Source organism: Superficieibacter sp. HKU1 (assembly GCF_029319185.1).
Lineage (GTDB): Bacteria > Pseudomonadota > Gammaproteobacteria > Enterobacterales > Enterobacteriaceae > Superficieibacter.
The window spans coordinates 4,616,673-4,642,139 of the sequence record NZ_CP119754.1 but is presented as its reverse complement, the minus strand read 5'-3'; the positions used below and the strand labels follow the sequence as shown (position 1 = coordinate 4,642,139).

Below are 25,467 nucleotides of genomic sequence, written 5' to 3'. Positions count from 1 at the left end.
TGTGCGGAATGCACCCTGATAAACAGAATTTGCCTGGCGGCAACAGCGCGGTGGTCCCACCTGACCCCATGCCGAACTCAGAAGTGAAACGCCGTAGCGCCGATGGTAGTGTGGGGTCTCCCCATGCGAGAGTAGGGAACTGCCAGGCATCAAATTAGCAGTAAACCGGAGTGACATCCGGTCAGTGACAAAGAAATTCGGTGGAGCGGTAGTTCAGTCGGTTAGAATACCTGCCTGTCACGCAGGGGGTCGCGGGTTCGAGTCCCGTCCGTTCCGCCACCCTAATTAGGGGCGTAGTTCAATTGGTAGAGCACCGGTCTCCAAAACCGGGTGTTGGGAGTTCGAGTCTCTCCGCCCCTGCCAGAAAATTATCCTTTGCTTCGGCAAAGGATTTTTTTTGCCCAAAATTTGGCATAACCCTCTTTTCAGAGAACCCGCCTTCCGGCGGGAACATCAGTCAATAGCGGCTGCCTTAAGGATCTCACGGATTTGTGACTGCTTATCGCTGTTCTGCAACCAGATGGCATATAAAGGCCGTGTCAGCGTCATACTGTCAGTCACCGTATGCAGCCCCCCTTTTTCTCTGGCCCAGCTCACAGGCAGCCACGTACAGCCATTTAATGCAGCCAGCTGCTGACGGGCTAACTCAGCCGAGCTGGTTGTCAGAAGGGGAATATCATCGCTGGCAATCAGCCCCTGCTCATGCTGCTGAAAATCCGCACCCCATTCCAGCCGTAAATAGTTAAGTTCAGCTTTCAGACGCGATGCCGAGGCGCAAAACAGCGCCAGTGTGAAATGTCCTAACAGTTGGCTGCTGAACTCGTCCATTTTAGGCGCTTCTGTAGTTATCAGTAAGTCCAGTTGCCGTTCATGAAGTTGTTTCACCAGCGACTGTCGCTGGGCTATCCTCGCTTCAAACTGTAAACCGTCCTGCGCCTGATATAATCGGCTTAGCCAGTCCGTAAGCAGACACTCCCATAGCGAGGCGCTGGCACCTATTGAAAACTCGTTGTGGCGCGATGTATTCGCCACCTCCTTACGCGCGGCCTGCCAGGTGTTCATCAACGTTTCTGCGTAGGGCAAAAGTTTTTCACCCGCAGCCGTTAAGCGGATGTTATTACGATGGCGGGTAAAAAGATTTACGCCGAGTTGATTTTCCAGCTGGCGAATACGAAAACTGACCGCAGACTGCGTCAGGTATAGCGCTTCAGCGGCACGCCCGAAGTGGCGTGTTCTGCTCACCTCAAGGAAAGTTTTTAGCAATTCCGTATCCACATCTTTCTCCGCAAAATTTTTTGTCGTTATGATTTAAATGTTTTGTTTTACACTCTGTCAAGCGTAACTAATACTCCGCGCCATAAATAGCTCGGCCAGAAGAATTAGGAGCGTGTAGGATGGCGGAAAGCTTTACGACGACTAATCGATATTTCGACAATAAATACTACCCACGTGGGTTCTCTCGTCATGGTGATTTCACCATTAAAGAGGCACAACTGCTTGAGCGTCATGGTTATGCCTTCAACGAGCTGGATCTGGGTAAACGTGAGCCTGCAACCGAAGAAGAAGTTCAATTTGTCGCGGTATGCCGTGGTCAGCGCGAGCCGGTCACAGAAGCAGAGCGTGTGTGGTCCAAGTACATGACGCGTATCAAGCGTCCTAAGCGTTTCCACACCCTGTCTGGCGGTAAACCGCAGATGGAAGGTGCGGAAGACTACACCGAATCCGAAGATTAAGTATTCAGGGGGCGTAAGCCCCCTTTTTTACGTCATCATTTTTTGCAGATGGATAAGCAGCCTGTCGATTCCCCGATAGCTTAGTGCCTCCTGCAAATGCTGCCGTTCCAGCCGATCGCAATGTTCAATATCGGCGATCGTCCGTGCAACCTTCAGTAAGCGCTGCCAGGCCCGGACAGACAGTCCAAGATGGGTTAACGTCTGCTCCAGCCAGAATGCATCGTCATCGTTTAACCGACAGTGCTGGCGCAGCGCACTGCTTTCAAGGCGGGCATTCAGGGTATTCTGCCGGGCGTACTGGCGCTCATGCGCTTCAATAACACGTTGCCGGACCGTTTCACTGCTCTCGCCGCGCTTTACCGGCTGACTAAGCAAGCCCGGTGGCGGGAGCGGGATCTCCAGCGACAGATCAAAACGATCGAGAAAAGGACCGGATAAACGACCAAGATAGCGCAGCGTCTGTTCCGGCGAGCAGCGGTTATGATTGCCCTGATAATGTCCGGTAGGGCTGGGATTCATGGCGGCAATCAGTTGAAAGCGTGCCGGGTAGGCGATTTTTGCCCGGGTACGAGAAATATGAATTTTTCCGGATTCAATCGGCTCGCGTAAGGCGTCGAGCACGCGGCGTTCAAATTCAGGTAGCTCATCGAGAAACAGAATGCCGTTATGCGCCAGCGAGATCTCACCCGGCGCGGGAATCGACCCTCCGCCGACCATCGCGGTCAGTGACGCACTGTGATGCGGTGAGCGAAAGGGCCGACACCGCCACTGTTGACGGACGCTGCTGGCATTGACCAGACTGACAATCGCGGCACTCTCCAGCGCCTCCTGATTACTGAGCGGCGGCAAAAGCCCGTTCAGGCGGCTGGCCAGCATGGTTTTTCCGGTACCTGGCGGTCCGATAAACAGCAGATTATGTCCTCCGGCGGCGGTGATCTCTAACGCTCGCTTTCCCTGCCCCTGGCCAATCACGTCCGCAATATCCTGCGCAGCGGTTGGCACAGCGATATCCTCAGAAGGTGGAAACGGTAACGCCTGCTTGCCTTCAAGAAACGCACACACTTCCTGAAGGTGTGTGGCGATAAAACAGTCTTCCCCACCGATTAACGCGATTTCCGCCGCATTTTCTTGCGAGACGATAATTTGCCGCCCGGTTTTTAATGCCTCCATGGCGCTGGATATCGCACCGGGAACCCCACGTAGCGCGCCTGTAAGCGCCAGTTCGCCCACAAACTCATATCGGCCCAGTTGTGACGCATTGAGTTGCTCAGAGGCAGCCAGAAGCGCAATGGCGATAGGTAAATCATATCGACCGCCCTCTTTAGGCAAATCAGCGGGGGCGAGGTTGATGGTGATCTTTTTTGCCGGGAAGGTATAACCGCTGTTTATGATCGCGCTACGAACGCGATCTCGTGCCTCTTTGACGGTCGTTTCCGGCAGACCGACCATCGTCAGACCCGGCAGACCATTGCTGATATGCACTTCTACCGTAATCAGCGGGGCCGAAACCCCAAGTGCGGCGCGTGTGAAGACAATTGATAGCGACATAGCTCCTCCTGTTGCGGGAGAATAGCCGCCGGGCGATACGCTGGTAATGGTGAAATCATGCATTTGCGAGCCTGCTTCCCGGCTTTTTATGCCTGCCTGCAACATTGCAAATTTTTCTGGATCGCCTTTGCAAAAAGGACATAAACGGTAAAAACGACGGGCCATCACCCAAAAAGTGAAATATTTTCATTTAATTTTTTTCTTATAAAAAACAAAGATATTTTGCTAAACCGTTAGCGTGCTCAGAAAAAAGGTCATAAAAAAATATTGTGTTAGCTCCGCAATCTGTGATAACTCTTTAGGTATTCCTTCGAACAAGAAGCCAGAAAGTACAGAAAATGACAGCCCTTCTACGAGTGATTAGCCTGGTCGTGATTAGCGTGGTGGTGATTATTATCCCACCGTGCGGGGCTGCACTTGGACGAGGAAAGGCTTAAAAATCAAGCCTTAACGAACTAAGACCCCCGCACCGAAAGGTCCGGGGGTTTTTTTTGACCTTAAAAACAGCAACAAGGAACAGAGCATGACTAACAGCATAAAATTCTGTTCCACACGATCTACGGCGGGGAAGTCACTATGAATGGAGCACAATGGGTAGTACATGCGTTGCGAGCGCAGGGTGTTAACACCGTGTTCGGTTACCCTGGCGGTGCAATTATGCCGGTTTACGATGCTCTGTATGACGGCGGCCTGGAACACCTGTTGTGTCGCCATGAACAGGGTGCGGCCATGGCGGCTATCGGCTATGCACGTTCAACCGGCAAAACCGGCGTGTGTATCGCCACCTCCGGTCCCGGTGCGACCAACCTTATCACCGGTCTTGCCGATGCGCTGTTAGACTCCGTGCCCGTCGTTGCTATCACCGGTCAGGTCGCCGCACCGTTCATTGGTACGGACGCGTTTCAGGAAGTGGACGTCCTCGGTTTGTCGCTGGCCTGCACTAAACACAGTTTTCTGGTGCAGTCGCTGGAAGAGCTGCCGCGCGTGATGGCAGAAGCCTTTCAGGTGGCAAACTCAGGCCGTCCCGGCCCGGTGCTGGTTGATATCCCGAAGGATATTCAGTTAGCCGTCGGCGAGCTGGAGCCGCATTTTTCTACCGTAGAAAACGATATTACGTTCCCGCAGGCAGAAATGGAGCAGGCACGTCAGATGCTGGCGCAGGCGCAGAAACCGATGCTCTACGTTGGTGGTGGCGTTGGCATGGCGCAGGCGGTGCCAGCGCTGCGTGAGTTTATTGCCGTCACGCAAATGCCTTCCACCTGCACGCTGAAAGGACTGGGCGCGGTTGAGGCTACCGATCCGCACTATCTCGGCATGTTGGGGATGCACGGCACCAAAGCGGCCAACTTTGCGGTACAGGAGTGCGATTTGTTGATTGCCGTTGGCGCGCGCTTTGACGATCGCGTCACCGGTAAGCTGAACACCTTTGCCCCGCACGCCAACGTCATCCATATGGATATCGATCCGGCGGAAATGAATAAACTGCGTCAGGTGCACGTTGGTTTACAGGGGGATCTGAACGCGCTGCTGCCCGCTCTGCAACAGCCATTAGCGATTGACGCCTGGCGTCAATACAGCGAGGACCTGCGCCGTGAACATGCGTGGCGTTACGATCATCCCGGTGAAGCTATCTATGCGCCGTTGCTGCTCAAACAACTTTCCGATCGTAAACCGGCGGACAGCGTGGTGACGACGGATGTCGGCCAGCACCAGATGTGGTCGGCGCAGCACATGACCTACACCCGCCCGGAGAACTTCATCACCTCCAGCGGTCTGGGGACGATGGGTTTTGGTTTGCCCGCGGCGGTCGGTGCGCAGGTGGCGCGCCCGGACGATACGGTTATCTGTATCTCCGGTGACGGCTCCTTTATGATGAATGTGCAGGAGCTGGGCACCGTAAAACGCAAGCAGCTGCCGTTAAAAATCGTCTTGCTCGACAATCAACGTTTAGGCATGGTTCGACAATGGCAGCAGCTGTTTTTTCAGGAACGCTATAGCGAAACCACGCTTACCGATAACCCCGATTTCCTCATGCTGGCCAGCGCCTTTGGCATCCCTGGCCAGCACATCACCCGAAAAGACCAGGTTGAAGCGGCCCTCGACGCCATGCTGAACAGCGAAGGGCCATACCTGCTTCATGTCTCAATCGACGAACTTGAGAACGTCTGGCCGCTGGTACCGCCTGGTGCCAGTAACGCACAAATGCTGGAGAAATTATCATGATGCAACATCAGGTCGCCGTAGAGGCTCGCTTCAACCCAGAAACGTTAGAACGTGTTTTACGCGTCGTTCGCCATCGTGGTTTTCATATTTGCGCCATGAATATGGAAACCGCTACCGATGCACAGAACATAAATATTGAATTGACCGTTGCCAGCCCCCGGCCCGTCGAATTACTGTTTAGTCAGTTGAATAAACTGGTCGACGTCGCTCGTGTCGAGATACAGCAACGAACAACTACATCACAACAAATCCGCGCCTGAGCGCAATAGGAAAGAAAAATGACGACGAAGAAAGCTGATTACATTTGGTCCAATGGCGAGATGGTTCGTTGGGAAGACGCGAAAGTTCACGTGATGTCTCACGCGCTGCACTATGGTACTTCCGTCTTTGAAGGGATCCGCTGCTACGACTCTCATAAAGGGCCAGTGGTGTTCCGCCATCGCGAACACATGCAGCGCCTGCGTGATTCAGCCAAAATCTATCGTTTCCCGGTTTCTCAGAGCGTTGATGAGCTGATGGAAGCCTGCCGTGCGGTCATTCGTAAAAATAACCTGACCAGCGCTTACATTCGTCCGCTGGTCTTTGTAGGTGATGTCGGGATGGGCGTGAACCCACCGGAAGGCTACACCACTGACGTGATCATCGCGGCATTCCCCTGGGGGGCATACCTCGGCGCGGAAGCGCTGGATCAGGGGATTGATGCGATGGTCTCCTCCTGGAACCGCGTAGCGCCAAATACGATCCCAACCGCGGCGAAAGCGGGCGGCAACTATCTTTCCTCTCTGCTGGTAGGCAGCGAAGCACGCCGTCACGGTTATCAGGAAGGGATCGCGCTGGACGTGAACGGTTATATTTCTGAAGGCGCAGGCGAGAACCTGTTTGAAGTAAAAGATGGCATCCTGTTTACTCCGCCGTTCACCTCTTCCGCGCTGCCGGGTATCACCCGCGATGCCATCATCAAACTGGCGAAAGATCTGGATATCGAAGTGCGTGAGCAGGTACTGTCCCGCGAATCACTCTACCTGGCGGATGAAGTCTTTATGTCCGGCACCGCCGCTGAAATCACCCCGGTGCGCAGCGTTGACGGTATTCAGGTGGGCGAAGGCCGCTGCGGCCCGGTCACCAAACGTATTCAGCAAGCCTTCTTTGGCCTCTTCACCGGTGAAACCGAAGATAAATGGGGCTGGTTGGATCAGGTTAATAACTAATTAAAAAAATGGGACGGCACGCACCGTCCCATTAAACAGACAGACACTGGGAGTAACTAAAGCATGCCTAAATATCGTTCCGCCACTACCACCCACGGTCGTAATATGGCCGGAGCTCGTGCGCTGTGGCGCGCCACCGGAATGACCGACTCCGATTTCGGCAAGCCGATTATCGCGGTCGTCAACTCCTTCACCCAGTTCGTACCGGGGCACGTACACCTGCGCGATCTGGGCAAGCTGGTGGCTGAGCAAATCGAAGCGTCAGGCGGCGTGGCGAAGGAATTCAATACCATTGCGGTGGATGACGGTATCGCAATGGGCCACGGGGGCATGCTTTATTCACTGCCGTCGCGCGAGCTGATCGCCGACTCCGTTGAATATATGGTGAATGCCCACTGCGCCGACGCGATGGTCTGTATCTCTAACTGCGACAAAATCACCCCCGGCATGCTGATGGCCTCGCTGCGCCTGAACATTCCGGTGATCTTTGTTTCCGGCGGCCCGATGGAAGCCGGTAAAACCAAACTCTCCGATAAGATCATCAAGCTCGACCTGGTGGATGCGATGATTCAGGGTGCAGACCCGAAAGTGTCTGACGATCAGAGCGAGCAGGTCGAACGTTCCGCCTGTCCGACCTGTGGATCCTGTTCCGGGATGTTCACCGCCAATTCCATGAACTGCCTGACCGAAGCGCTGGGCCTGTCGCAGCCGGGTAACGGCTCCCTGCTGGCGACGCACGCCGACCGTAAACAGCTGTTCCTCAACGCCGGTAAACGCATTGTTGAACTGACCAAACGTTATTACGAGCAGGAAGATGCCAGCGCGCTGCCGCGCAATATCGCCAGCAAAGCCGCGTTTGAGAACGCCATGACGCTGGATATCGCGATGGGGGGCTCAACCAACACCGTGCTGCATCTGCTGGCGGCGGCGCAGGAAGCGGAAATCGACTTCACCATGAGCGATATCGACAAGCTTTCCCGCAAGGTGCCGCAGTTGTGCAAAGTCGCGCCAAGCACGCAGAAATACCATATGGAAGACGTCCATCGTGCGGGCGGCGTCATCGGCATTCTGGGTGAACTGGATCGTGCCGGGCTGCTGAACCGCGACGTAAAAAATATTCTTGGCCTGACGCTGCCGCAAACCATCGAACAATATGATGTGGTAATCACCCAGGACGAGGCGGTAAAAAATATGTACCGCGCCGGACCGGCAGGCATCCGTACCACGAAGGCGTTCTCGCAGGAGTGCCGCTGGGATTCACTGGATGACGACCGCGCTGAAGGCTGCATTCGCTCTCTGGAGCACGCCTACAGCCAGGACGGTGGTCTGGCGGTGCTGTACGGTAATTTTGCCGAAAACGGCTGCATCGTAAAAACCGCAGGCGTGGATGACAGTATCCTGAAATTCACCGGCCCGGCGAAAGTCTATGAAAGTCAGGACGATGCGGTAGAAGCGATCCTCGGCGGCAAGGTCGTCGCGGGCGATGTGGTTGTGATCCGCTATGAAGGGCCGAAAGGCGGTCCGGGGATGCAGGAAATGCTCTACCCGACGACCTTCCTGAAATCGATGGGCCTCGGCAAAGCCTGTGCGCTGATCACCGACGGACGGTTCTCCGGCGGTACCTCTGGTCTCTCTATCGGTCACGTTTCACCTGAGGCGGCCAGTGGCGGCAATATCGCGCTGATTGAAGATGGCGACATGATCGCGATTGATATCCCGAATCGCGGCATTCAGTTGCAGTTAAGCGATCAGGAAATTGCGGCGCGTCGTGAAGCGCAGGATGCGCGTGGCGCAGAGGCGTGGACGCCGAAAGCGCGTGAACGTCAGGTCTCCTTCGCGCTGCGCGCTTACGCCAGCCTCGCCACCAGCGCGGATAAAGGCGCGGTGCGCGATAAATCCAAACTGGGAGGCTGATGATGGCCGACACACAACCTCTCTCCTCCGCCCCCGAAGGGGCGGAGTATCTCAGAGCGGTGCTCCGCGCGCCGGTCTATGAAGCGGTGCAGGTCACGCCGCTGCAAAAAATGGAAAAAATCTCCGCGCGGCTGGATAACGTCATTCTGGTCAAACGCGAGGATCGGCAGCCGGTACATAGTTTTAAGCTGCGCGGTGCTTACGCCATGATGTCTGGCCTGACCGAAGAGCAAAAAGCGCGTGGCGTCATTACTGCCTCGGCGGGTAATCATGCTCAGGGCGTTGCTTTTTCCTCCGCCCGTTTAGGACTGAAAGCGCTGATCGTCATGCCCGTGGCGACGGCCGATATCAAAGTCGACGCCGTACGTAACTTTGGCGGCGAAGTGCTGCTTCACGGCGCGAACTTTGATGAAGCGAAAGCCAAAGCGATTGAGCTTTCACAGCAGCAGGGTTTTACCTGGGTGCCGCCGTTTGATCATCCGATGGTGATTGCCGGGCAGGGCACGCTGGCGCTGGAGCTGCTCCAGCAGGATGCGCATCTCGATCGCGTTTTTGTTCCGGTAGGCGGCGGTGGCCTGGCGGCGGGTGTCGCGGTGCTGATCAAACAACTGATGCCGCAGATCAAAGTGATCGCGGTTGAGGCCGAAGACTCCGCCTGCCTCAAAGCAGCGCTGGAGGCAGGCCATCCGATCGATCTGCCGCGCGTCGGGCTGTTTGCCGAAGGCGTGGCGGTGAAGCGCATCGGCGATGAGACGTTCCGTTTGTGTCAGGAATACCTTGACGACATCATCACCGTCGACAGCGATGCGATTTGCGCGGCGATGAAGGATCTGTTCGAAGATGTACGTGCGGTAGCGGAACCTTCCGGCGCGCTGGCGCTGGCAGGCATGAAAAAGTACATCGCTCAGCACAACATTCACGGCGAGCGACTGGCACATGTGCTCTCCGGCGCCAATGTTAACTTCCACGGTCTGCGCTATGTGTCCGAGCGGTGTGAACTGGGGGAGCAGCGTGAAGCGCTGCTGGCGGTGACGATTCCGGAAGAGAAGGGCAGCTTCCTGAAATTCTGCCAGCTTCTCGGCGGGCGTTCGGTGACCGAATTTAATTACCGCTTTGCCGATGCCAAAGACGCCTGCATTTTTGTTGGCGTGCGCTTAAGCCGCGGGCTGGAGGAGCGTCAGGAAATCCTGCAACTGCTGCATGAAGGTGGCTACGGTGTGGTCGATCTTTCTGATGACGAGATGGCGAAGCTGCACGTGCGCTATATGGTCGGTGGTCGCCCGTCAAAACCGCTTCAGGAGCGGCTATTCAGCTTTGAGTTCCCGGAATCTCCCGGCGCATTGCTGAAGTTTTTGCATACGTTAGGAACCCACTGGAACATCTCCCTGTTCCACTACCGCAGCCACGGCACCGACTATGGCCGCGTTCTGGCGGCGTTTGAGCTGGGCGAGCACGAGCCGGATTTCGAAACGCGGCTGAAAGAACTGGGCTATGAGTGTCATGATGAGACGAATAACCCGGCGTTTCGGTTCTTCCTGGCGGGTTAGCCGTAATGATGACCGGAAAGAGCGATATGCGGCTCTCCGGTCATTTATCAAAATGACGTAGACAGCACAGAGCCTGGTGCGATAATGCGCTGATAATTCCTCGCAAAAAGGGCAAACAGATGGCAGGACGCTTCCACGGATTTGCACAGGAAGGCCTCGATTTTCTCCAGCAGGTCCGTATTGAAAACGATAAAGCCTGGTTCGATGAACACCGTTTTATCTACGACCGTAGCCTGCTTACGCCATTTCGCGCGCTGGTGGAAGACTTAGCGCCCGCGATGCTGGAGATCGACCCGCTGTTAGAAACTCGTCCCGCCATTGGCAAAACGCTGTCGCGCATTCATCGTGATACCCGCTTCTCACACGATAAATCGCGCTACCGGAGCCGCATGTGGCTGACCTTTAAACGCTCGGCTAAAAACTGGACCGACGCGCCGGTGTACTTTTTTGAAATCAGCCCGGACACGCTGCGCTACGGCCTCGGTTATTACAGCGCCAGCAAATCCACGATGGATCTGTTCCGCCATACGTTAAAACAGCGCCCGGCGCAATTTCTGGAAGTGGCGGAATGCTGCCGGACACCGTTTGAACTGGTGGGCGAAAGCTATAAGCGGCTAAAGGTTAACGACCTCGATCCGACCATTTCCGACTGGTATCACCGTAAAACCTTTGCCGTGATGGTGACGGATAACGAGGTGGGAAAACTGTTTCATGCGGATTTGGTTGAGACGCTGACGCAGGGCTTTCAACAGCTTGAACCGCTGTACCAGTGGCTGATGACGGTGGAAACCATGAAGCAGGTGGACCCGGCGGATTTATAATGCCGCCGGGCTTACGCTGCTTCTGGAATATTATTTGAATAAGCCCTGCACATAGTTATCCAGCTTGTCCGATTCATAAAACGCCATGCACTGCGCCAGCACGTTATTAGCGGTTTGAGCATGGTCGGGATGCAGCGACATCGTCAGCTTGTCATAATCTTTCGTTTCTTTGGCGACGAATTTCAGAAACGCGTCCCAGACACCCGCATTGTCCAGCGCATAACTCTCCACCATAAATGAAGCATCGTGAGACGGCGCAGACTTTGCATCTGCCGGGGTAAGATCGCGATAGTTATCAACCAGGCATTGCTTCAGCGCCAGATGCTTTACATCCTGCGCGGTAATGCCCTTCGGTTTAGCCTGTACGCTGAAGCACATCGCTACCAGCACGGATAACAGCATTATTTTTGTGCGCATTTTATTTCCTTATCAGCCCTGAACAATTTTCCAGAACGCATCAATTAACGGTTCGTGCAGCCGTTTTTTCTGCACGCACACGCCCAGCTCAAACGGTGACTCCTCGTCATTACGCTCTAAAATCATTACCCGATTACGCACTGGTTCCGGACTGTTTTCCAGTACCACTTCTGGTAGTAACGCCACCCCACAGCCGAGCGCGACCATGGAAACCATCGCTTCGTGCCCGCCGACGGTCGCATAAATTAAAGGGTTACTGATTTTATGACGGCGGAACCACAGCTCAATACGCCGACGCACCGGCCCCTGGTCAGCCATGATAAACGGTACCGTTGACCAGTCGGGCGCATCGACGGAGATTTGATTGCGCACCGGGCACGGCAGCGCCGGGGCGATCAGTACTACCGCCAGATTTTCCAGAATAGTAAAGGCCACCGCACCGGGTAAGGTCTCGGGCTTCCCGGCAATTGCCAGATCCGCTTCGCCGGTCACCACTTTCTCCATTGCATCGGCCGCATCGCCGGTCGTGAGTTTGATCTCAACGGAAGGATGCTCGGCACGAAAACGGTCGAGGATCGGCGGCAGGTGACTGTAGGCAGCGGTGACGGAACAGAACAGATGCAGTTCGCCGGAAAGTGACGGTCCCTTCTGATCCATGGTGTGACGTAGCTGCTGGTACTGCAACAGCGTCTGCTGGGCAAAAACGCGCAATTCCTCACCCGCTTCGGTCAGGGTAACGGTGCGGTTATCACGGATAAACAGCGGCTGGCCGAGGTCTTCTTCCAGACGCTGAATTTGTCGGGAGAGCGTGGAGGGGCTGACGTGCATCGCCCGGGCGCTACGGCCAAAATGACGGCTATCCGCCAGATGCAGGAAGGTTTTCAGATCGCGTAAATCCACAGGCGTTGCCCCCGGTTTCTTATGTTGCAAAAATTGCAATGTGACGTTGTGAATATATCAATTTCCGCAACAAATTTCCTGTCATATAGTAAGTTCATTATCGCAAAAGCGAACTGAATAATAAGCACGACAACACAACATCACGAGGTATCACCATGGCGAACTACTTTAATACACTGAACCTGCGTCAGCAGCTGGCACAGCTGGGCAAATGCCGCTTTATGGGCCGCGACGAATTTGCCGATGGCGCGAGCTACCTTCAGGGTAAAAAAGTGGTCATCGTCGGCTGCGGCGCGCAGGGTCTGAACCAGGGCCTGAACATGCGTGACTCCGGGCTGGATATCTCCTACGCCCTGCGTAAAGAAGCGATTGCCGAGAAGCGCGCCTCCTGGCGTAAAGCGACCGAAAACGGCTTCAAAGTGGGAACTTATGAAGAGCTGATCCCGCAGGCGGACCTGGTGGTTAACCTGACGCCGGACAAACAGCACTCCGACGTGGTGCGTACCGTTCAGCCGATGATGAAAGACGGTGCAGCGCTGGGCTACTCTCACGGTTTTAACATCGTTGAAGTCGGTGAGCAGATCCGTAAAGACATCACGGTAGTAATGGTGGCACCGAAATGTCCAGGTACTGAAGTCCGTGAAGAGTACAAACGCGGCTTTGGCGTGCCGACGCTGATTGCCGTTCACCCGGAAAACGATCCGAAAGGCGAAGGCATGGCGATTGCTAAAGCCTGGGCCGCCGCGACCGGCGGTCACCGCGCGGGCGTGCTGGAGTCTTCTTTCGTTGCGGAAGTGAAATCCGACCTGATGGGCGAGCAGACCATTCTTTGCGGTATGCTGCAGGCCGGTTCGCTGCTGTGCTTCGACAAGCTGGTGGCAGAAGGCACTGACCCGGCCTACGCTGAAAAACTGATCCAGTTCGGCTGGGAAACCGTCACCGAAGCGCTGAAGCAGGGCGGTATCACCCTGATGATGGACCGCCTGTCCAACCCGGCAAAAGTCCGTGCTTATGCGCTGTCCGAGCAGTTAAAAGCGATCATGGCACCGCTGTTCCAGAAACACATGGACGACATCATCTCCGGCGAGTTCTCTTCCGGCATGATGGCCGACTGGGCCAACGATGATAAAAAGCTGCTGACCTGGCGCGAAGAGACCGGTAAAACCGCGTTCGAAACCGCGCCGCAGTTTGAAGGCAAAATCAGCGAGCAGGAGTACTTCGATAAAGGCGTCCTGATGATCGCGATGGTGAAAGCGGGCGTTGAACTGGCGTTCGAAACCATGGTGGATTCCGGCATCATTGAAGAGTCTGCTTACTATGAATCACTGCACGAACTGCCGCTGATCGCCAACACTATTGCACGTAAGCGTCTGTATGAAATGAACGTGGTGATCTCCGACACCGCCGAGTACGGCAACTACCTGTTCTCTTATGCCTGCGTACCGCTGCTGAAAGAGTTCATGACCACACTGCAGCCAGGCGACCTGGGTAAAGCCGCCGAAGGCACTGCGGTCGACAACGCCCAGTTACGTGATGTTAACGAAGCCGTGCGTAACCATCCGATTGAAGAAGTGGGTAAAAAACTGCGTGGCTATATGACAGACATGAAACGTATCGCTGTCGCTGGCTAACACTTCCCTTCCTTCTTCCTGAACCTGAACTGCTCATCCGGCAGTTCAGGTTTTTTATTGCCTGAACGCCTGAATTGTTATTTTTTGTTGTTTTATGATCCTTATCACATGAGATCGCTATCAATATTTACTAATCAACATAAAACGATAATATGTGACTGTGATTTATCCTCTGACAGCCCGATAGCAAGGCTGCTAAACATCATAACGGGAGAGAGAAATGCAATTAACCAAACAGTCACTGGCAAAGATGATCGACCAGACGCTGCTGAAGCCTTTTGCCTGTGAGCAGGACTTTAAGCAACTGTGTGAAAAGAGCAAACAGTACGGCTTTAAAATGGTGGCGATCAATCCGGCGGTCGTAAAAACCTGCCTGAAGTATCTTGAAGGAAGCGAGGTTCTGGCCGGGGCGGCAATCGGCTTCCCGCTGGGCCAGAACACGATTGAAACCAAAGCATTTGAAACGGAAGACGCTATCGCCAACGGTTCCGGTGAAATTGATTACGTGATCAACATCGGCGAACTGAAAAACAAAAATTACGCCTACATCAAAAAAGAGATGGAAACGATCGTCGGTATTTGTAAGAGGCATCAGGTGACATCGAAAGTCATCTTCGAAAACTGCTATCTGACTGATGAAGAGAAAGTGAAACTATGTGAAATCGCCCTTGAAGTGCGTCCCGATTTTATCAAAACCTCTACCGGCTTTGGCACCGGCGGGGCGACGCTGGAAGACGTTAAGTTGATGAAAAGCGTGGTTAAAGATCGGATTAAAGTGAAGGCTTCCGGCGGCATTCGCGATTTGAAATTTGCTCAGGAGCTGATTGATGCTGGCGTAGAACGTATCGGCACCAGTTGCGGCGTAGAAATTGTCGATGCGCTGGCCGGGTAAGGTTCAGGCAGAAGATCGTTTATAGAAGTTCGGGCAATTATTAGTGTTTATTAATAAAAAACCCTGCCCACCAGCAGGGTTTTTTATTGTCTGCGATTGGCTTACAGAAAAGCCATATCGCGGGTATTTACTACTCCTGCGCCATCGGCGTCTCTTCGACTTTCACCGGCGTGCTGCCCTGAATTCCCTTAACGGTTTTTTCCACTTCGGCCACCTGACTGCTGTTATGCAACAGCGTATAAGTGAGATCAAACTGGGTACTTGCTCCCGGCTGAAGCTGCATCACGCGTTTCTGCTCCCGCTCGATGGTAACCGGGTAGGCGTAACTGGTGCCCGGCTCGATACCGGTCACGTAGCCGTATTTATCGGTATCGGTATTTTTCCATAATGTCAGCACCGGAAGCTGTCGGGTATCAAACTGGATAGCCGCGCCCTTATCGCCAGCTTTATTCACTACTGCCGCCAGCGAATGATGATCGCCATCAGATAACGGTTTGATGTTAAATACCATTTCATCAAAACCTTTCGTCTGTCCCCGGTAGGTCTGCCACGTTTTTACGCCGCCTTTCGCATAGTCATTGAAGGGGCCAATACTTTCTACCGGTGCGAGGAAGCGCGCACCCTCTTCGAGAATTGGTTTGCCAAAGTTGCTGTGGTAGATAATTTGATAATCGTGCGCATAGTCGGCGTGGTTGGTGAGAACGTCATGCAGGCTGAAGCTATTGCTGCCGGGTACGTAGCGCAGTTCGGTCATGGTCTGCAGGTCAGCGTTTTTGAACGTGCTCTCTTTAATCAGACCACGAACGCGGATTTCATAAGGCGCGGTATCGCTGACGTCCACTTCAACGCGCGAAGCTGGCGTATTGCCCGCCTTACCGTGAAGCGTGTAGATCTGGCCGTTGGCGGTGACCGGGTGACCAGTCCATTCATAGCCGCAGCGCACCATCATTTCATTGAACCCTTCCAGCCAGCCCAGCCCGTTACGACTTTCCAGATTAATATTGGCCGGGTTTACCACCTCTTTCACCGGTGAATCCCAGCCCATGCGCACGCCAAAGCCCTCGACATGTAGCAGGTCCATGCCGCGGGTAGGGCTAAGCGCAATGGTCAGACCGTTTTTACTGGTGATGGTCAGCACCTTGCTGCCTTCCTGTTTGCCGCCGTGCAGAACTTTTTGTTCAATACTGAAATGGCTGTCTTTTACCTTCAGCTTATCGCTGCTGATGTGCCAGTTTCCCTGCTCCGTATTGCTTTCCGCATCGGTAAGCACCCACGTTTTCGCCAGCGTCGGCGTGGAGATAAGCAGTGCCAGCGTGGTTAAAACAAATACCTTTTTCATGCAAAATCCCTCTTTTGATATTGATGCCGTTATTCTTCAACCAGCGTTGCCAAAAACTGCCCCAGAGCGGCGCTGGCTTGTTGCTCCTGTGTTCCTTCGCATTGCAGGCTAATGATGCTGCCATTTACCACGCCCAGCTTCATCAGCCCGAGCATGCTTCTGCCATCGGCATTTTTATCCTGATAAGACAGCCGGATCTGGCAGTCATACTTTTTCGCCATTTTTGCCAGCATGGCGCAGGGACGGCTGTGTAGCCCCATCGGGTTAATAATCAAAATATCTTTATTTATCATGACAATGTCCTTTCATTCATGACTAAGGCAGGCCTGCCAATAACTTATGCTAAGGAATTATCCAGCGGTGCGGCGCCAGAAGCGGCCTGCGTCAGATATTTGCGCTTGCGATAAAAACCGTAGATAACGCCACCGACCAGGCCTCCGCAGACGATGGAGGCGATCCACAATATGCCGTGCGTGACTAACGGCAGGATAATCAGGCCGCCATGCGGGGCGGGAACCGCGACGTGAAACCAGTAGGTCAGGGTGGCACCGATAGAAGAACTGAGCATCAGAATCGGGATCACCCGCAGCGGATCTTTTGCGGCAAAAGGAATGGCCCCTTCAGCAATAAAGGTGGCGCTGAGAATAAAGTTGACCAGACCAGCCGCCTGCTCTTCCTTTTCGAAATACGTTTTAAACAGGACGGTCGCGAAGGCAATCACCAGCGGCGGCACCATGCTCGCGGTCATAACACCTGCCATAAACAGCGCATTTCCCTGCTCAGCCAGCAGCATCGTGCCGGTGACATAGGCCGCTTTATTTACCGGTCCGCCGAGGTCGAAGGCGCTCATACAGCCGACCACGATACCCAGAATCAGCGGGTTAGCGTGCTCCAGCCCGGCAACCCAGGCCATCATGCCTTTGTTAATCGCCGCAATAGAATCGCCCATATGCGTCATCACCAGACCAATGACCAGTACACCAACCAGTGGCAGCAGGAAGATAGATTTAAAGCCCTCCAGCGAGCGGGGAAAGGAGCGGGTAACGTGCAGAACCCACTTCATAAAATAACCGGCGGCAAAGCCAGCGATGATGCCGCCGAGGAAACCTGCGCCAACGTTGGCGGCTATCAGTCCGCCGACGAAACCTGCAACAAAGCCCGGTCTGTTCGAAATGGAGTAAGCGATAAAGGCGGTAAACACCGGCACCATCATTGAAAAGGACAATTTACCGAGGTTAAAAATGCTGGCGGCGAACGGGTTATACTGGGCATTGGTCGGGTCGAAGGAGTAGATGCCCCAGAAGAATGAGACGGCAATCAACACACCGCCGGCCACCACGAAAGGCAGCATGTTCGAGACGCCGTTCATCAGGGCTTTATACAGCAGACGCCCCAGGCTTTCGCCATCGCTGTTCTCCGTTTTACGCTCTCCGACTTCTGCACTCCCCTCATGGTGATAAACCGCTTCGTTACCGCTCATCGCCCGGGCAACCAGTTCATTGGCCTTTTTCACGCCGTGGCCTACCGAGGCGCGAACCAGCTGCTTGTCGTGAAAACGCGCCATCTCGACGGCTTTATCCGAGGCGATAATCACCGCATCGGCGCGGGCGATTTCCTCATCCGTCAACGCGTTTTCAATACCCGCTGCGCCGTTCGTTTCGACTCGAATAGCTACTCCTGCCTGCTGGGCTGCCTTTTTTAATGCGGCTTCGGCCATAAAGGTATGGGCGATACCGGTAGGGCAACCGGTAACAGCAACAAAAAATTTTTCCTTGTTCGGCATGTTTTTCGCTCCTGGATCAACATTTAATGGTGAACAGCCTCATCACCTGCCATATAACATTGTGATTTGCTGGTCTCTGTTTTCGTTTATGATTGTTTTGTGCGCGTTTTTATGTCAATTGGTTTTGTTTGTTGTTGTGATAACGATCCTGGTTTCGGGGATATGATTGCGGAGGGCAAAAAAGAGCGCCCCCGGAAGGGCGCATGCAGGAAATAGGCTTACGCGGTGAATTTATGCATAATATCAAACACTTCACTTGCATCTTTTGCCTGATCGATATGCTCTCTGAAGTCGTCGTCCATGATTGCAGCAGCGAGTTTGGTTAAAATTTTGATGTGCTCGTCACCCGCGCTGGCCACCGGAACGGCGATCATAAACAGATTTTCTACCCAATCATCTTCTTCCTCGTCCCATAAAATTGGCTGCGTCAGACGGGCAAATGCCACCGCTGGCATCGCGACCGCCGGACTTTTGCCATGCGGGATTGCATAGTTATAGCCGACCGCAGTCGAAAACTCTTCCTCTCTTTTTAATAGCGATAACATATAGTTATCGAACTCTCCAGGCTGAAGTTTCCCCGCGGCTTCAATGCGCTTCGCCAGTTGTGTCAGTGCATCCTGCTTATCCTTCGCTGCCATTTGCAGAACAATTGTTTCGGTAGAAAAAATCGACATGGTTGACCTCGCTGTTTAAAAGTACCGTCTTGATTGATGTGTTTTGACTTATGCTATCGATATCACGTAATAAATTTATTAATCGATATCAAATGACAATAAACGATTGACACTGTTTTTTTCATGACTACACTCGCAAGAACAGAAATAAGCCGAAATTCATATCAACGAATGCCAGGAGGATGCATGGACAAGCAGGAGATTGGGATTGCCGTTATTGGTGCGGGCCGGGCCGGGATGATCCACGCGCGCAACTATGCCAGAGGGATCGCCGGAGCCCGCCTGGTTGCTGTAGTCGATCCCGTCGGATCGGTCGCCGAGGCCGCCGCCAGGGAATTACATCTCAATAAGTTCTACACCGATTATCACGAAGCCATCGCTGATAGTGAGGTGGACGCCATTGTGGTGGTCACGCCGACCAAATATCACTGCGAAATCGTCTGCGCCGCTGCCCGTGCCGGAAAACACATTTTTTGCGAGAAGCCGATGGCGATGACGCCGGAAGAGTGCCAGCAGATGATTGAGGTGACGCAACAGCACGGCGTACAGCTGCAGCTTGGGTTTATGCGCCGGTTCGACCGCAACTTTATGGAAGCAAAGGCGGCGATTGACGCGGGCGTGATTGGTGATGTGGTGCTGGTGAAGGCGCTGACCCACGGTCCCAGCATCCCGAAAGCATGGATGTACGATATCTCCATCAGCGGCGGTCCGCTGGCGGAAGTGTCCAGCCATGATATTGATGCCGTCCGCTGGTTCTCGGGGGCAGATTTTGCCGAGGTATACGCGCTGGCCGGTAATTATCGCTGCCCGGATGCGAAGGATAAATTCCCGGATTATTACGACACCGTTACCCTGAGTGGACGCATGACCAACGGCACGCAGTGCATTGTCGAAGGCGCGGTTTCCGTGGGTTATGGCTATGACTCTCGCGTCGAAATTCTCGGCACCGACGGCATTCTCTTCGTCGGCGATCTCCAGGAAAGTTCGGCACGTTATGCCAACCGGGAGCAAAAGCAGCTGATCACCAAAACGGTTAATAGCTGGCAGACGCTCTTTATCAAAGCCTACGAAGAAGAAGATACCGCCTTTATCGCGTCAATTTGTAGCGGCTCGCCCGTCAAAGCCTCCGGCAATGATGGCCTGGAAGTCGTCAAAGTGGTGAACGCTGGCAATCTTTCTATTACCGAAAAACGCGTTGTTACCCTGAACGAAAGATAAGAGGTGGTCGATGAAAGCGATTCAGTTATTTGGTAAAAACGAACTCAAACTGGTTGAGCTGCCGAAGCCTGAGATTCAGCCGGATGAGATCCTGCTGGCCTGCAAAGCCGGAGCCATTTGTGGTACGGATCTGCGAATGTATGCCAACGGCCACCGCAACTCTCCCCATGCCCTGACGCTGGGTCATGAGCTTTCCGGTGTTATCGAAGAGATCGGCAGCGAGGTTACCGGCACCTACTTTAAAGGGATGCGCGTTGCCGTCGCGCCAAACTATGGTTGTGGCGTATGCGACAGCTGTATCAGCGGCAACACCCAGAGCTGTAAAGATTTTCAGGCGCTGGGGATCCAAAAACACGGCGCGTTTGCCGAGTATGTAGTGATCCCGGCCAGAGCGGTGCGGCAGGGGAATATCGTCGAACTTCCCGATCACGTCTCCTTTGAAGAGGGGGCAATGATTGAACCCTTCTCCTGCGTTTATAACGCTTTTGAACGCTGTCATACCCAGCCAGGCGATACGGTACTGGTCATTGGTGCGGGGCCGATTGGCCTGATGCATGCGCTTTTGCACAAGGCTGCGGGCGCAGGGAAAGTGCTGATCAGCGATATTAATCCTGAGCGTCTGGCGCTGGCATGCGAGTTTGACCCGACGTTTATTCCGGTGAGCGGCACCGACACCAAAGCTGACGTCATGCGCATCACTCAGGATCGCGGCTGTGACGTGGTGATCACCGCTGCCTCCACGCCGGAAATCCAGACGTTGTCGTTTGAACTAACGGCGCTGAATGGCCGGGTGCTGTTTTTCGGCGGTCTGCCAGCGGGCAAAGAAATGGTGAGTCTGAATACCAACATCATTCACTATCGTCAGATTAGCGTCACCGGCATGAGCGGGCAGAACCTGCGGCAGTACCGCACCAGCCTGAGAATGGTCGCCAACGGGCAAATTAATCTGAAAAAGATCTTGACGCATACTTTCTCGCTTGAACAATATCAGCAGGCTTTTACCTGTGCTAAATCGGGTAATGCGCTGAAGGCAGGCTTTGTTTTATAGTCCTGCTCTGGCTATCCATTTCGGGAAAGATAATGAGCGACCATTCGGAAGATAAACTTTTTACGCAGGAACGGCAGCAGGCGATTCTGGCTTATGTTGAAGCACATAAAAAAGCGACGGTTGCCGAACTGTGCCAGCTCTTTAAAGTATCAACCGGGACGATTCGCAACGATCTTCGCGAGATGGAAAAACTGAAGCTGGTCACACGTACCCACGGCGGCGTGCTTATCCGCAGCAAAACCGGTCTCGAAATGATGGCGACCGAAAAGGAAGTGCGTAACCACGACGCCAAAGTCGTGGTTGCCCGCCGGGCGCTGGAACAAATTGAAGACGGCGATACGCTGCTGCTGGATACCGGCTCCACCACGCTCGAACTGGCGAAGCTGTTGGGTGAACGTAAAGGGCTGTCGGTCATCACCAACGATTTGCAGATTGCCATTATCCTGGAAGAGATCCCAGGGGTGGTGAATCTCTTTATCATCGGCGGCGCGGTACGGCAAAAATTGCACTGTGTTATCCCGTTCAATCGCGACAGCGGCCTGTCGAATCTGATCATCGACAAGGCCTTTATGGGCGCAAATGGTTTTACGCTCAAAAATGGCGCGACCACGCCGGACGTTCGCCAGGCGAATCTGAAGAAAGAGATGATCGCCTGCGCGTCAAACGTCATTCTGCTAATAGATTCGCATAAAGTCGGCCATGACACTTTCGCCAAATTTGCCGAGGTTAGCGATATCAGCATCCTGATCACGGACAATATCAGTGAGGAAGATCGCGCCGGTATTGAGGCGCGAGGAGTGATGGTTGTTAGCGAGTAGAATACGATGCCGGGCTTCAGATAATCTGCCTGGCGGCGCTGCGCTTGCACAGGCCTACGGGTAGCAATCAACTTTTTGATATTGATGCATTTTGTAGGCCGGGTAAGGCGGAGCCGCCACCCGGCAAAAAGTGCCATCAACCTTAAACCGGTCCGCCGGGTTTATTTCTTCCGGCGTAATGCCACGACTGAATCCGAGACCTGGCATTCCTGTCCTTCCGGCCCTTTCATTACCCGTTCCACGTCGTCGCAAAAGAGAACTTCCCATGCCTCAGTCAATGTACCCAGCTGCGCTAATGCTTCCTTCGCTGACTGGAAAGGACGATCGGCGTGTTTTGACCACTCGGGTACTTTGGCGTGGGAGGTGATCAGCAGCATGCCGCCGGGCAGGATATGATCGAGGGCAGCGCGAAAGATCGTAAAGCGATCGAAGGTAAGCGGTGATTCGAGAAATGAGGCGACGATCAGATCATAATGGCCCTGGGGAAAATGCCCGGTCAGATCGTGCCGCGCAAACGTAATACGTGTCCGGACACCGGATCGCTCAGCATTGGCAGAGGCATACTCCAGCGCCGTAGATGACAGGTCGACCGCCGTCACTTCCCAGCCTTTTTTGGCTAGCCAGACGGCATCGTCTCCGCGCCCGCAGCCTAATTCAAGCGCACGGCCTGGCGTAAGCGGATCGGCGAAGCGCACCAGAATTTTCCCCGGAATACCATTAGAAATCGGCGACATTGCCGCATAATGATCTTCCCAGAAAACGAGGGGTGATTGTTCAGTCTCAGACATACTGTTCTCCTGTACGACCAACTCATGTAATAAACAAAGTATCATAAGTTTGTCCGTGGTCAACAGGCGCTATAATCAGGATTTGGCTTGCGCCAGCTAAGTCTATGTAATAGTGTAAATTACATGAAAATAAATAATTCTTTCTCTGCCACGCTGCACATTCTGCTGCACCTTGAGCAGATGGACCGACCGCTCACCTCAGAGCAGATGGCCGCGTTTATCGATGGTAATCCGGCATTTATCCGCAAGCTGCTGGCGGGACTACGCGAGCGGCATATCGTGACTTCCAGTAAAGGCCATCACGGTGGCTGGACGCTGGCGCGTCCGGCAGGCGATGTGACGCTGTACGATATCTATATCGCGCTTGGCTCTCCGACGCTGTTTGCGCTGGGTAACCGTAACGAGAACCCGCAGTGCCTGGTGGAAAAAGGGGTCAACCGGGTAATGTCAGAGACCTTTACCGATGCTGAATCATTGATACTGGAACGGTTTAAACGACTGACGCTGGCGGAAGTCGGGCGGGAGTTTATTGATTACTTCAATGATAAAGGGCAGGGCGAATAGCCTCTGCCCTCTACTTTAGTTGCGGTACAGCACCTTGATGATGTGATAACCGAACTGAGTATGCAGCGGGCCGGTAGGTTCCAGCACCGGGCAGGAGAATACGACTTTATCAAACGCCGGCACCATCTGGCCCTGGCGGAACTCGCCTAAGTGGCCGCCTTTTTTGCCTGACGGGCAGGTAGAGTGTTTTTTCGCCAGCTTTTCAAAATCGCCGCCGTTTTTAATCTGCTCCAGCAGATCTAAAGCCAGTTTTTCTTCCTTTACAAGGATATGCATTGCTGCCGCTGTTTTTGCCATGATTGTGCCTTGAGTCATAAAGATTTCAGTCGCTATACTACCACGCACTTTTTCTTCCCTCCCGACTTTCATTGAGTGACTCTATGCGTTTAAACCCCGGACAACAACAAGCCGTCGAATTTGTCACCGGACCCTGCCTGGTGCTGGCGGGTGCTGGCTCCGGCAAAACCCGCGTCATCACTAACAAAATCGCCCATTTGATCCGCGGCTGTGGCTATCAGGCACGGCACATCGCGGCGGTGACCTTTACCAATAAAGCGGCGCGCGAGATGAAAGAACGCGTGGCGCAGACGCTGGGGCGCAAAGAGGCGCGTGGACTGATGATTTCCACCTTCCATACGTTAGGGCTGGAAGTGATTAAGCGTGAGTACGCCGCGCTGGGGATGAAATCTAACTTTTCGTTGTTCGACGATACCGATCAGGTTGCGCTGCTTAAGGAATTGAGTGAAGGGCTGATTGAAGATGACAAAGCGGTGCTGCAACAGCTGATCTCGACGATCTCCAACTGGAAAAACGATCTGCTGACCCCGGCGCAGGCGGCGGCACAGGCGAAGGGCGAGCGGGATCGGATCTTTGCCCACTGCTACAGCCTGTACGACGCCCATATGAAAGCCTGCAACGTGCTGGACTTTGACGACCTGATCCTGCTGCCAACGTTGCTGCTCCAGCGTAATGAAGAGGTTCGTGAACGCTGGCAGAACAAAATTCGCTATCTGCTGGTGGATGAGTACCAGGATACCAACACCAGCCAGTATGAACTGGTAAAGCTGCTGGTCGGTAATCGCGCGCGTTTTACCGTGGTGGGTGATGACGATCAGTCGATCTACTCCTGGCGCGGTGCACGCCCGCAGAATCTGGTGCTGCTAAGCCAGGATTTTCCGGCGTTGCAGGTGGTCAAACTGGAGCAGAACTACCGTTCCTCAGGACGCATTCTGAAGGCGGCGAATATCCTTATCGCCAACAATCCGCACGTGTTTGAAAAACGGCTGTTTTCCGAGCTGGGCTACGGTGCCGAATTGAAAGTGCTCAGTGCCAACCATGAAGAGCACGAAGCCGAGCGTGTGACCGGTGAGCTGATTGCCCATCACTTTATCAACAAAACGCAGTACAAAGACTATGCGATTTTGTATCGTGGCAACCATCAGTCGCGGGTATTTGAAAAGTTTCTGATGCAAAACCGCATCCCGTACAAAATCTCCGGCGGCACCTCATTTTTCTCGCGTCCGGAAATTAAAGACCTGCTGGCTTATCTGCGCGTGTTAACCAACGCGGACGACGACAGCGCATTTTTGCGCATTGTGAATACGCCAAAGCGGGAAATCGGCCCGGCCACGCTGCAAAAACTGGGTGAGTGGGCGAATAGCCGTAACAAGAGCCTGTTCAGCGCCAGTTTTGATATGGGTCTGACGCAGACGCTCAGCGGACGCGGCTATGAATCGTTGACCCGCTTTACGCACTGGCTGGGCGACGTTCAGCGTCTGGCCGAGCGCGAACCGATTGCCGCCGTGCTCGATTTGATCCACGGGATTGATTACGAATCCTGGCTGTTTGAAACCTCGCCCAGCCCGAAAGCGGCGGAAATGCGCATGAAAAACGTCAACCAGCTGTTCACCTGGATGACCGAAATGCTGGAAGGCAGTGAAATCGACGAGCCGATGACCCTCACCCAGGTGGTAACGCGTTTTACCCTGCGCGATATGATGGAGCGCGGTGAGAGTGAAGAGGAGCTGGATCAGGTTCAACTGATGACGCTCCACGCTTCAAAAGGTCTGGAGTTCCCTTATGTCTTTCTGGTCGGCATGGAAGAGGGGTTATTGCCGCACCAGAGCAGCATTGATGAAGACAACGTGGATGAAGAGCGTCGTCTGGCCTATGTGGGGATCACCCGCGCACAGAAAGAGCTGATCTTCACCCTGTGCAAAGAGCGTCGTCAGTATGGTGAACTGGTGCGCCCGGAGCCGAGCCGTTTTCTGCTGGAGCTGCCGCAGGACGATTTAGTCTGGGAGCAGGAGCGCAAAGTGGTGACGGCGGAAGAACGGATGCAAAAAGGGCAGGCGAGTATCGCTAATATTCGGGCGATGATGGCCGCGGCAAAAAAATAATC

25 protein-coding genes, 2 tRNA genes and 1 rRNA gene are annotated in these 25,467 nt (G+C 54.0%); 18 read left to right on the top strand and 10 right to left on the bottom strand.

Going from position 1 to position 25,467, the window contains the following annotated elements:
* The first annotated feature begins 32 nt into the window (after window positions 1-32).
* The 3 genes from rrf to P0H77_RS22130 all read left to right on the top strand — a co-directional run bounded on the left by rrf (window position 33) and on the right by P0H77_RS22130 (window position 363).
* A 5S ribosomal RNA gene (gene rrf / locus P0H77_RS22140) occupies window positions 33-148 on the top strand.
* Between the two features lie 54 nt (window positions 149-202).
* Window positions 203-279 (top strand) — tRNA-Asp (locus P0H77_RS22135).
* Window positions 280-287: 8 nt separating this feature from the next.
* Window positions 288-363: transfer RNA gene (locus tag P0H77_RS22130), tRNA-Trp, on the top strand.
* A 90-nt stretch (window positions 364-453) separates the two neighbouring features.
* On the opposite strand, the gene hdfR is transcribed toward P0H77_RS22130, so the two are convergent.
* Window positions 454-1,275 (bottom strand): HTH-type transcriptional regulator HdfR, encoded by an 822-nt coding sequence (gene hdfR, locus P0H77_RS22125; RefSeq protein ID WP_276159599.1) that lies wholly within the window; start codon window positions 1,273-1,275, stop codon window positions 454-456.
* A 119-nt stretch (window positions 1,276-1,394) separates the two neighbouring features.
* On the opposite strand from hdfR, the gene P0H77_RS22120 reads away from it, so the two are divergent.
* Window positions 1,395-1,733, top strand: a complete 339-nt coding sequence (locus P0H77_RS22120) for a DUF413 domain-containing protein (protein ID WP_103677628.1) — start codon at window positions 1,395-1,397, stop codon at window positions 1,731-1,733.
* A 27-nt stretch (window positions 1,734-1,760) separates the two neighbouring features.
* Here P0H77_RS22120 and P0H77_RS22115 read toward each other — a convergent pair whose 3' ends face one another.
* Window positions 1,761-3,281 carry a YifB family Mg chelatase-like AAA ATPase gene (locus P0H77_RS22115; protein WP_276159588.1) on the bottom strand — a complete coding sequence of 507 codons (1,521 nt, stop codon included), beginning with the start codon at window positions 3,279-3,281 and terminating at the stop codon, window positions 1,761-1,763.
* Window positions 3,282-3,619: 338 nt separating this feature from the next.
* Here P0H77_RS22115 and ilvL point away from each other — a divergent pair, with 338 nt between their 5' ends.
* From ilvL to P0H77_RS22080, 7 genes are all read left to right on the top strand, one after another.
* Window positions 3,620-3,718 (top strand): ilv operon leader peptide, encoded by a 99-nt coding sequence (ilvL, locus tag P0H77_RS22110; RefSeq protein ID WP_001311244.1) that lies wholly within the window; start codon window positions 3,620-3,622, stop codon window positions 3,716-3,718.
* A gap of 139 nt (window positions 3,719-3,857) precedes the next feature.
* Window positions 3,858-5,504 carry an acetolactate synthase 2 catalytic subunit gene (ilvG, locus tag P0H77_RS22105; protein WP_276159270.1) on the top strand — a complete coding sequence of 549 codons (1,647 nt, stop codon included), beginning with the start codon at window positions 3,858-3,860 and terminating at the stop codon, window positions 5,502-5,504.
* A complete protein-coding gene (gene ilvM, locus P0H77_RS22100) occupies window positions 5,501-5,764 on the top strand; it encodes an acetolactate synthase 2 small subunit (RefSeq protein ID WP_276159269.1) in 264 nt (87 codons plus the stop codon). Before ilvG ends, ilvM begins: the two co-directional genes overlap by 4 nt.
* A gap of 18 nt (window positions 5,765-5,782) precedes the next feature.
* A complete protein-coding gene (locus tag P0H77_RS22095) occupies window positions 5,783-6,712 on the top strand; it encodes a branched-chain amino acid transaminase (protein ID WP_176920244.1) in 930 nt (309 codons plus the stop codon).
* A 63-nt stretch (window positions 6,713-6,775) separates the two neighbouring features.
* On the top strand, window positions 6,776-8,626 hold the full coding sequence (gene ilvD / locus P0H77_RS22090) for a dihydroxy-acid dehydratase (protein WP_276159268.1): 1,851 nt from the start codon (window positions 6,776-6,778) through the stop codon (window positions 8,624-8,626).
* Window positions 8,627-8,628: 2 nt separating this feature from the next.
* On the top strand, window positions 8,629-10,173 hold the full coding sequence (ilvA, locus tag P0H77_RS22085) for a threonine ammonia-lyase, biosynthetic (RefSeq protein ID WP_276165201.1): 1,545 nt from the start codon (window positions 8,629-8,631) through the stop codon (window positions 10,171-10,173).
* A 119-nt stretch (window positions 10,174-10,292) separates the two neighbouring features.
* Complete coding sequence (locus P0H77_RS22080) at window positions 10,293-10,994, top strand: DUF2461 domain-containing protein (RefSeq protein WP_276159267.1); 702 nt, start codon at window positions 10,293-10,295, stop codon at window positions 10,992-10,994.
* A gap of 30 nt (window positions 10,995-11,024) precedes the next feature.
* Here the strand turns inward: P0H77_RS22080 and P0H77_RS22075 are convergent, their stop codons facing one another.
* Window positions 11,025-11,411, bottom strand: a complete 387-nt coding sequence (locus P0H77_RS22075; protein ID WP_276159266.1) for a hypothetical protein — start codon at window positions 11,409-11,411, stop codon at window positions 11,025-11,027.
* A 12-nt stretch (window positions 11,412-11,423) separates the two neighbouring features.
* Window positions 11,424-12,311, bottom strand: a complete 888-nt coding sequence (ilvY, locus tag P0H77_RS22070; RefSeq protein WP_176920238.1) for an HTH-type transcriptional activator IlvY — start codon at window positions 12,309-12,311, stop codon at window positions 11,424-11,426.
* Window positions 12,312-12,466: 155 nt separating this feature from the next.
* Between ilvY and ilvC the strand changes: the two genes are divergently transcribed.
* Together ilvC and deoC are read left to right on the top strand one after the other, a co-directional pair.
* Complete coding sequence (ilvC, locus tag P0H77_RS22065) at window positions 12,467-13,942, top strand: ketol-acid reductoisomerase (protein ID WP_276159265.1); 1,476 nt, start codon at window positions 12,467-12,469, stop codon at window positions 13,940-13,942.
* A 220-nt stretch (window positions 13,943-14,162) separates the two neighbouring features.
* Entirely contained in the window at window positions 14,163-14,834 is a 672-nt protein-coding gene (gene deoC / locus P0H77_RS22060) for a deoxyribose-phosphate aldolase (protein WP_276159264.1), read from the top strand.
* Window positions 14,835-14,964: 130 nt separating this feature from the next.
* Here deoC and P0H77_RS22055 read toward each other — a convergent pair whose 3' ends face one another.
* From P0H77_RS22055 to P0H77_RS22040, 4 genes are all read right to left on the bottom strand, one after another.
* Entirely contained in the window at window positions 14,965-16,173 is a 1,209-nt protein-coding gene (locus P0H77_RS22055) for an aldose 1-epimerase family protein (RefSeq protein ID WP_276159263.1), read from the bottom strand.
* A gap of 29 nt (window positions 16,174-16,202) precedes the next feature.
* Window positions 16,203-16,466, bottom strand: a complete 264-nt coding sequence (locus tag P0H77_RS22050; protein WP_276159262.1) for an HPr family phosphocarrier protein — start codon at window positions 16,464-16,466, stop codon at window positions 16,203-16,205.
* 44 nt (window positions 16,467-16,510) lie between these two features.
* A complete protein-coding gene (locus tag P0H77_RS22045; protein ID WP_276159261.1) occupies window positions 16,511-17,956 on the bottom strand; it encodes a PTS fructose transporter subunit IIBC in 1,446 nt (481 codons plus the stop codon).
* Between the two features lie 218 nt (window positions 17,957-18,174).
* On the bottom strand, window positions 18,175-18,630 hold the full coding sequence (locus P0H77_RS22040) for a PTS sugar transporter subunit IIA (RefSeq protein ID WP_276159260.1): 456 nt from the start codon (window positions 18,628-18,630) through the stop codon (window positions 18,175-18,177).
* A gap of 186 nt (window positions 18,631-18,816) precedes the next feature.
* Between P0H77_RS22040 and P0H77_RS22035 the strand changes: the two genes are divergently transcribed.
* The 3 genes from P0H77_RS22035 to P0H77_RS22025 are packed head-to-tail and all read left to right on the top strand — an operon-like array spanning window position 18,817 to window position 21,714.
* Complete coding sequence (locus P0H77_RS22035; protein ID WP_276159259.1) at window positions 18,817-19,848, top strand: Gfo/Idh/MocA family oxidoreductase; 1,032 nt, start codon at window positions 18,817-18,819, stop codon at window positions 19,846-19,848.
* 10 nt (window positions 19,849-19,858) lie between these two features.
* A complete protein-coding gene (locus P0H77_RS22030; RefSeq protein ID WP_276159258.1) occupies window positions 19,859-20,896 on the top strand; it encodes an alcohol dehydrogenase catalytic domain-containing protein in 1,038 nt (345 codons plus the stop codon).
* A gap of 32 nt (window positions 20,897-20,928) precedes the next feature.
* Window positions 20,929-21,714 carry a DeoR/GlpR family DNA-binding transcription regulator gene (locus P0H77_RS22025; protein ID WP_176920230.1) on the top strand — a complete coding sequence of 262 codons (786 nt, stop codon included), beginning with the start codon at window positions 20,929-20,931 and terminating at the stop codon, window positions 21,712-21,714.
* 161 nt (window positions 21,715-21,875) lie between these two features.
* Here the strand turns inward: P0H77_RS22025 and P0H77_RS22020 are convergent, their stop codons facing one another.
* The gene (locus P0H77_RS22020; protein WP_276159257.1) at window positions 21,876-22,502 is read right to left on the bottom strand and encodes a class I SAM-dependent methyltransferase; all 627 of its coding nucleotides are present in this window, start codon (window positions 22,500-22,502) and stop codon (window positions 21,876-21,878) included.
* A gap of 123 nt (window positions 22,503-22,625) precedes the next feature.
* Between P0H77_RS22020 and P0H77_RS22015 the strand changes: the two genes are divergently transcribed.
* Window positions 22,626-23,066, top strand: coding sequence for an Rrf2 family transcriptional regulator (locus tag P0H77_RS22015; protein WP_276159256.1), 441 nt, complete (start codon window positions 22,626-22,628; stop codon window positions 23,064-23,066).
* Between the two features lie 15 nt (window positions 23,067-23,081).
* Here P0H77_RS22015 and ppiC read toward each other — a convergent pair whose 3' ends face one another.
* Entirely contained in the window at window positions 23,082-23,363 is a 282-nt protein-coding gene (gene ppiC / locus P0H77_RS22010) for a peptidylprolyl isomerase PpiC (protein WP_024555327.1), read from the bottom strand.
* 83 nt (window positions 23,364-23,446) lie between these two features.
* Between ppiC and rep the strand changes: the two genes are divergently transcribed.
* Window positions 23,447-25,465, top strand: a complete 2,019-nt coding sequence (gene rep, locus P0H77_RS22005) for a DNA helicase Rep (RefSeq protein ID WP_276159255.1) — start codon at window positions 23,447-23,449, stop codon at window positions 25,463-25,465.
* The last annotated feature ends 2 nt before the right edge of the window (window positions 25,466-25,467 follow it).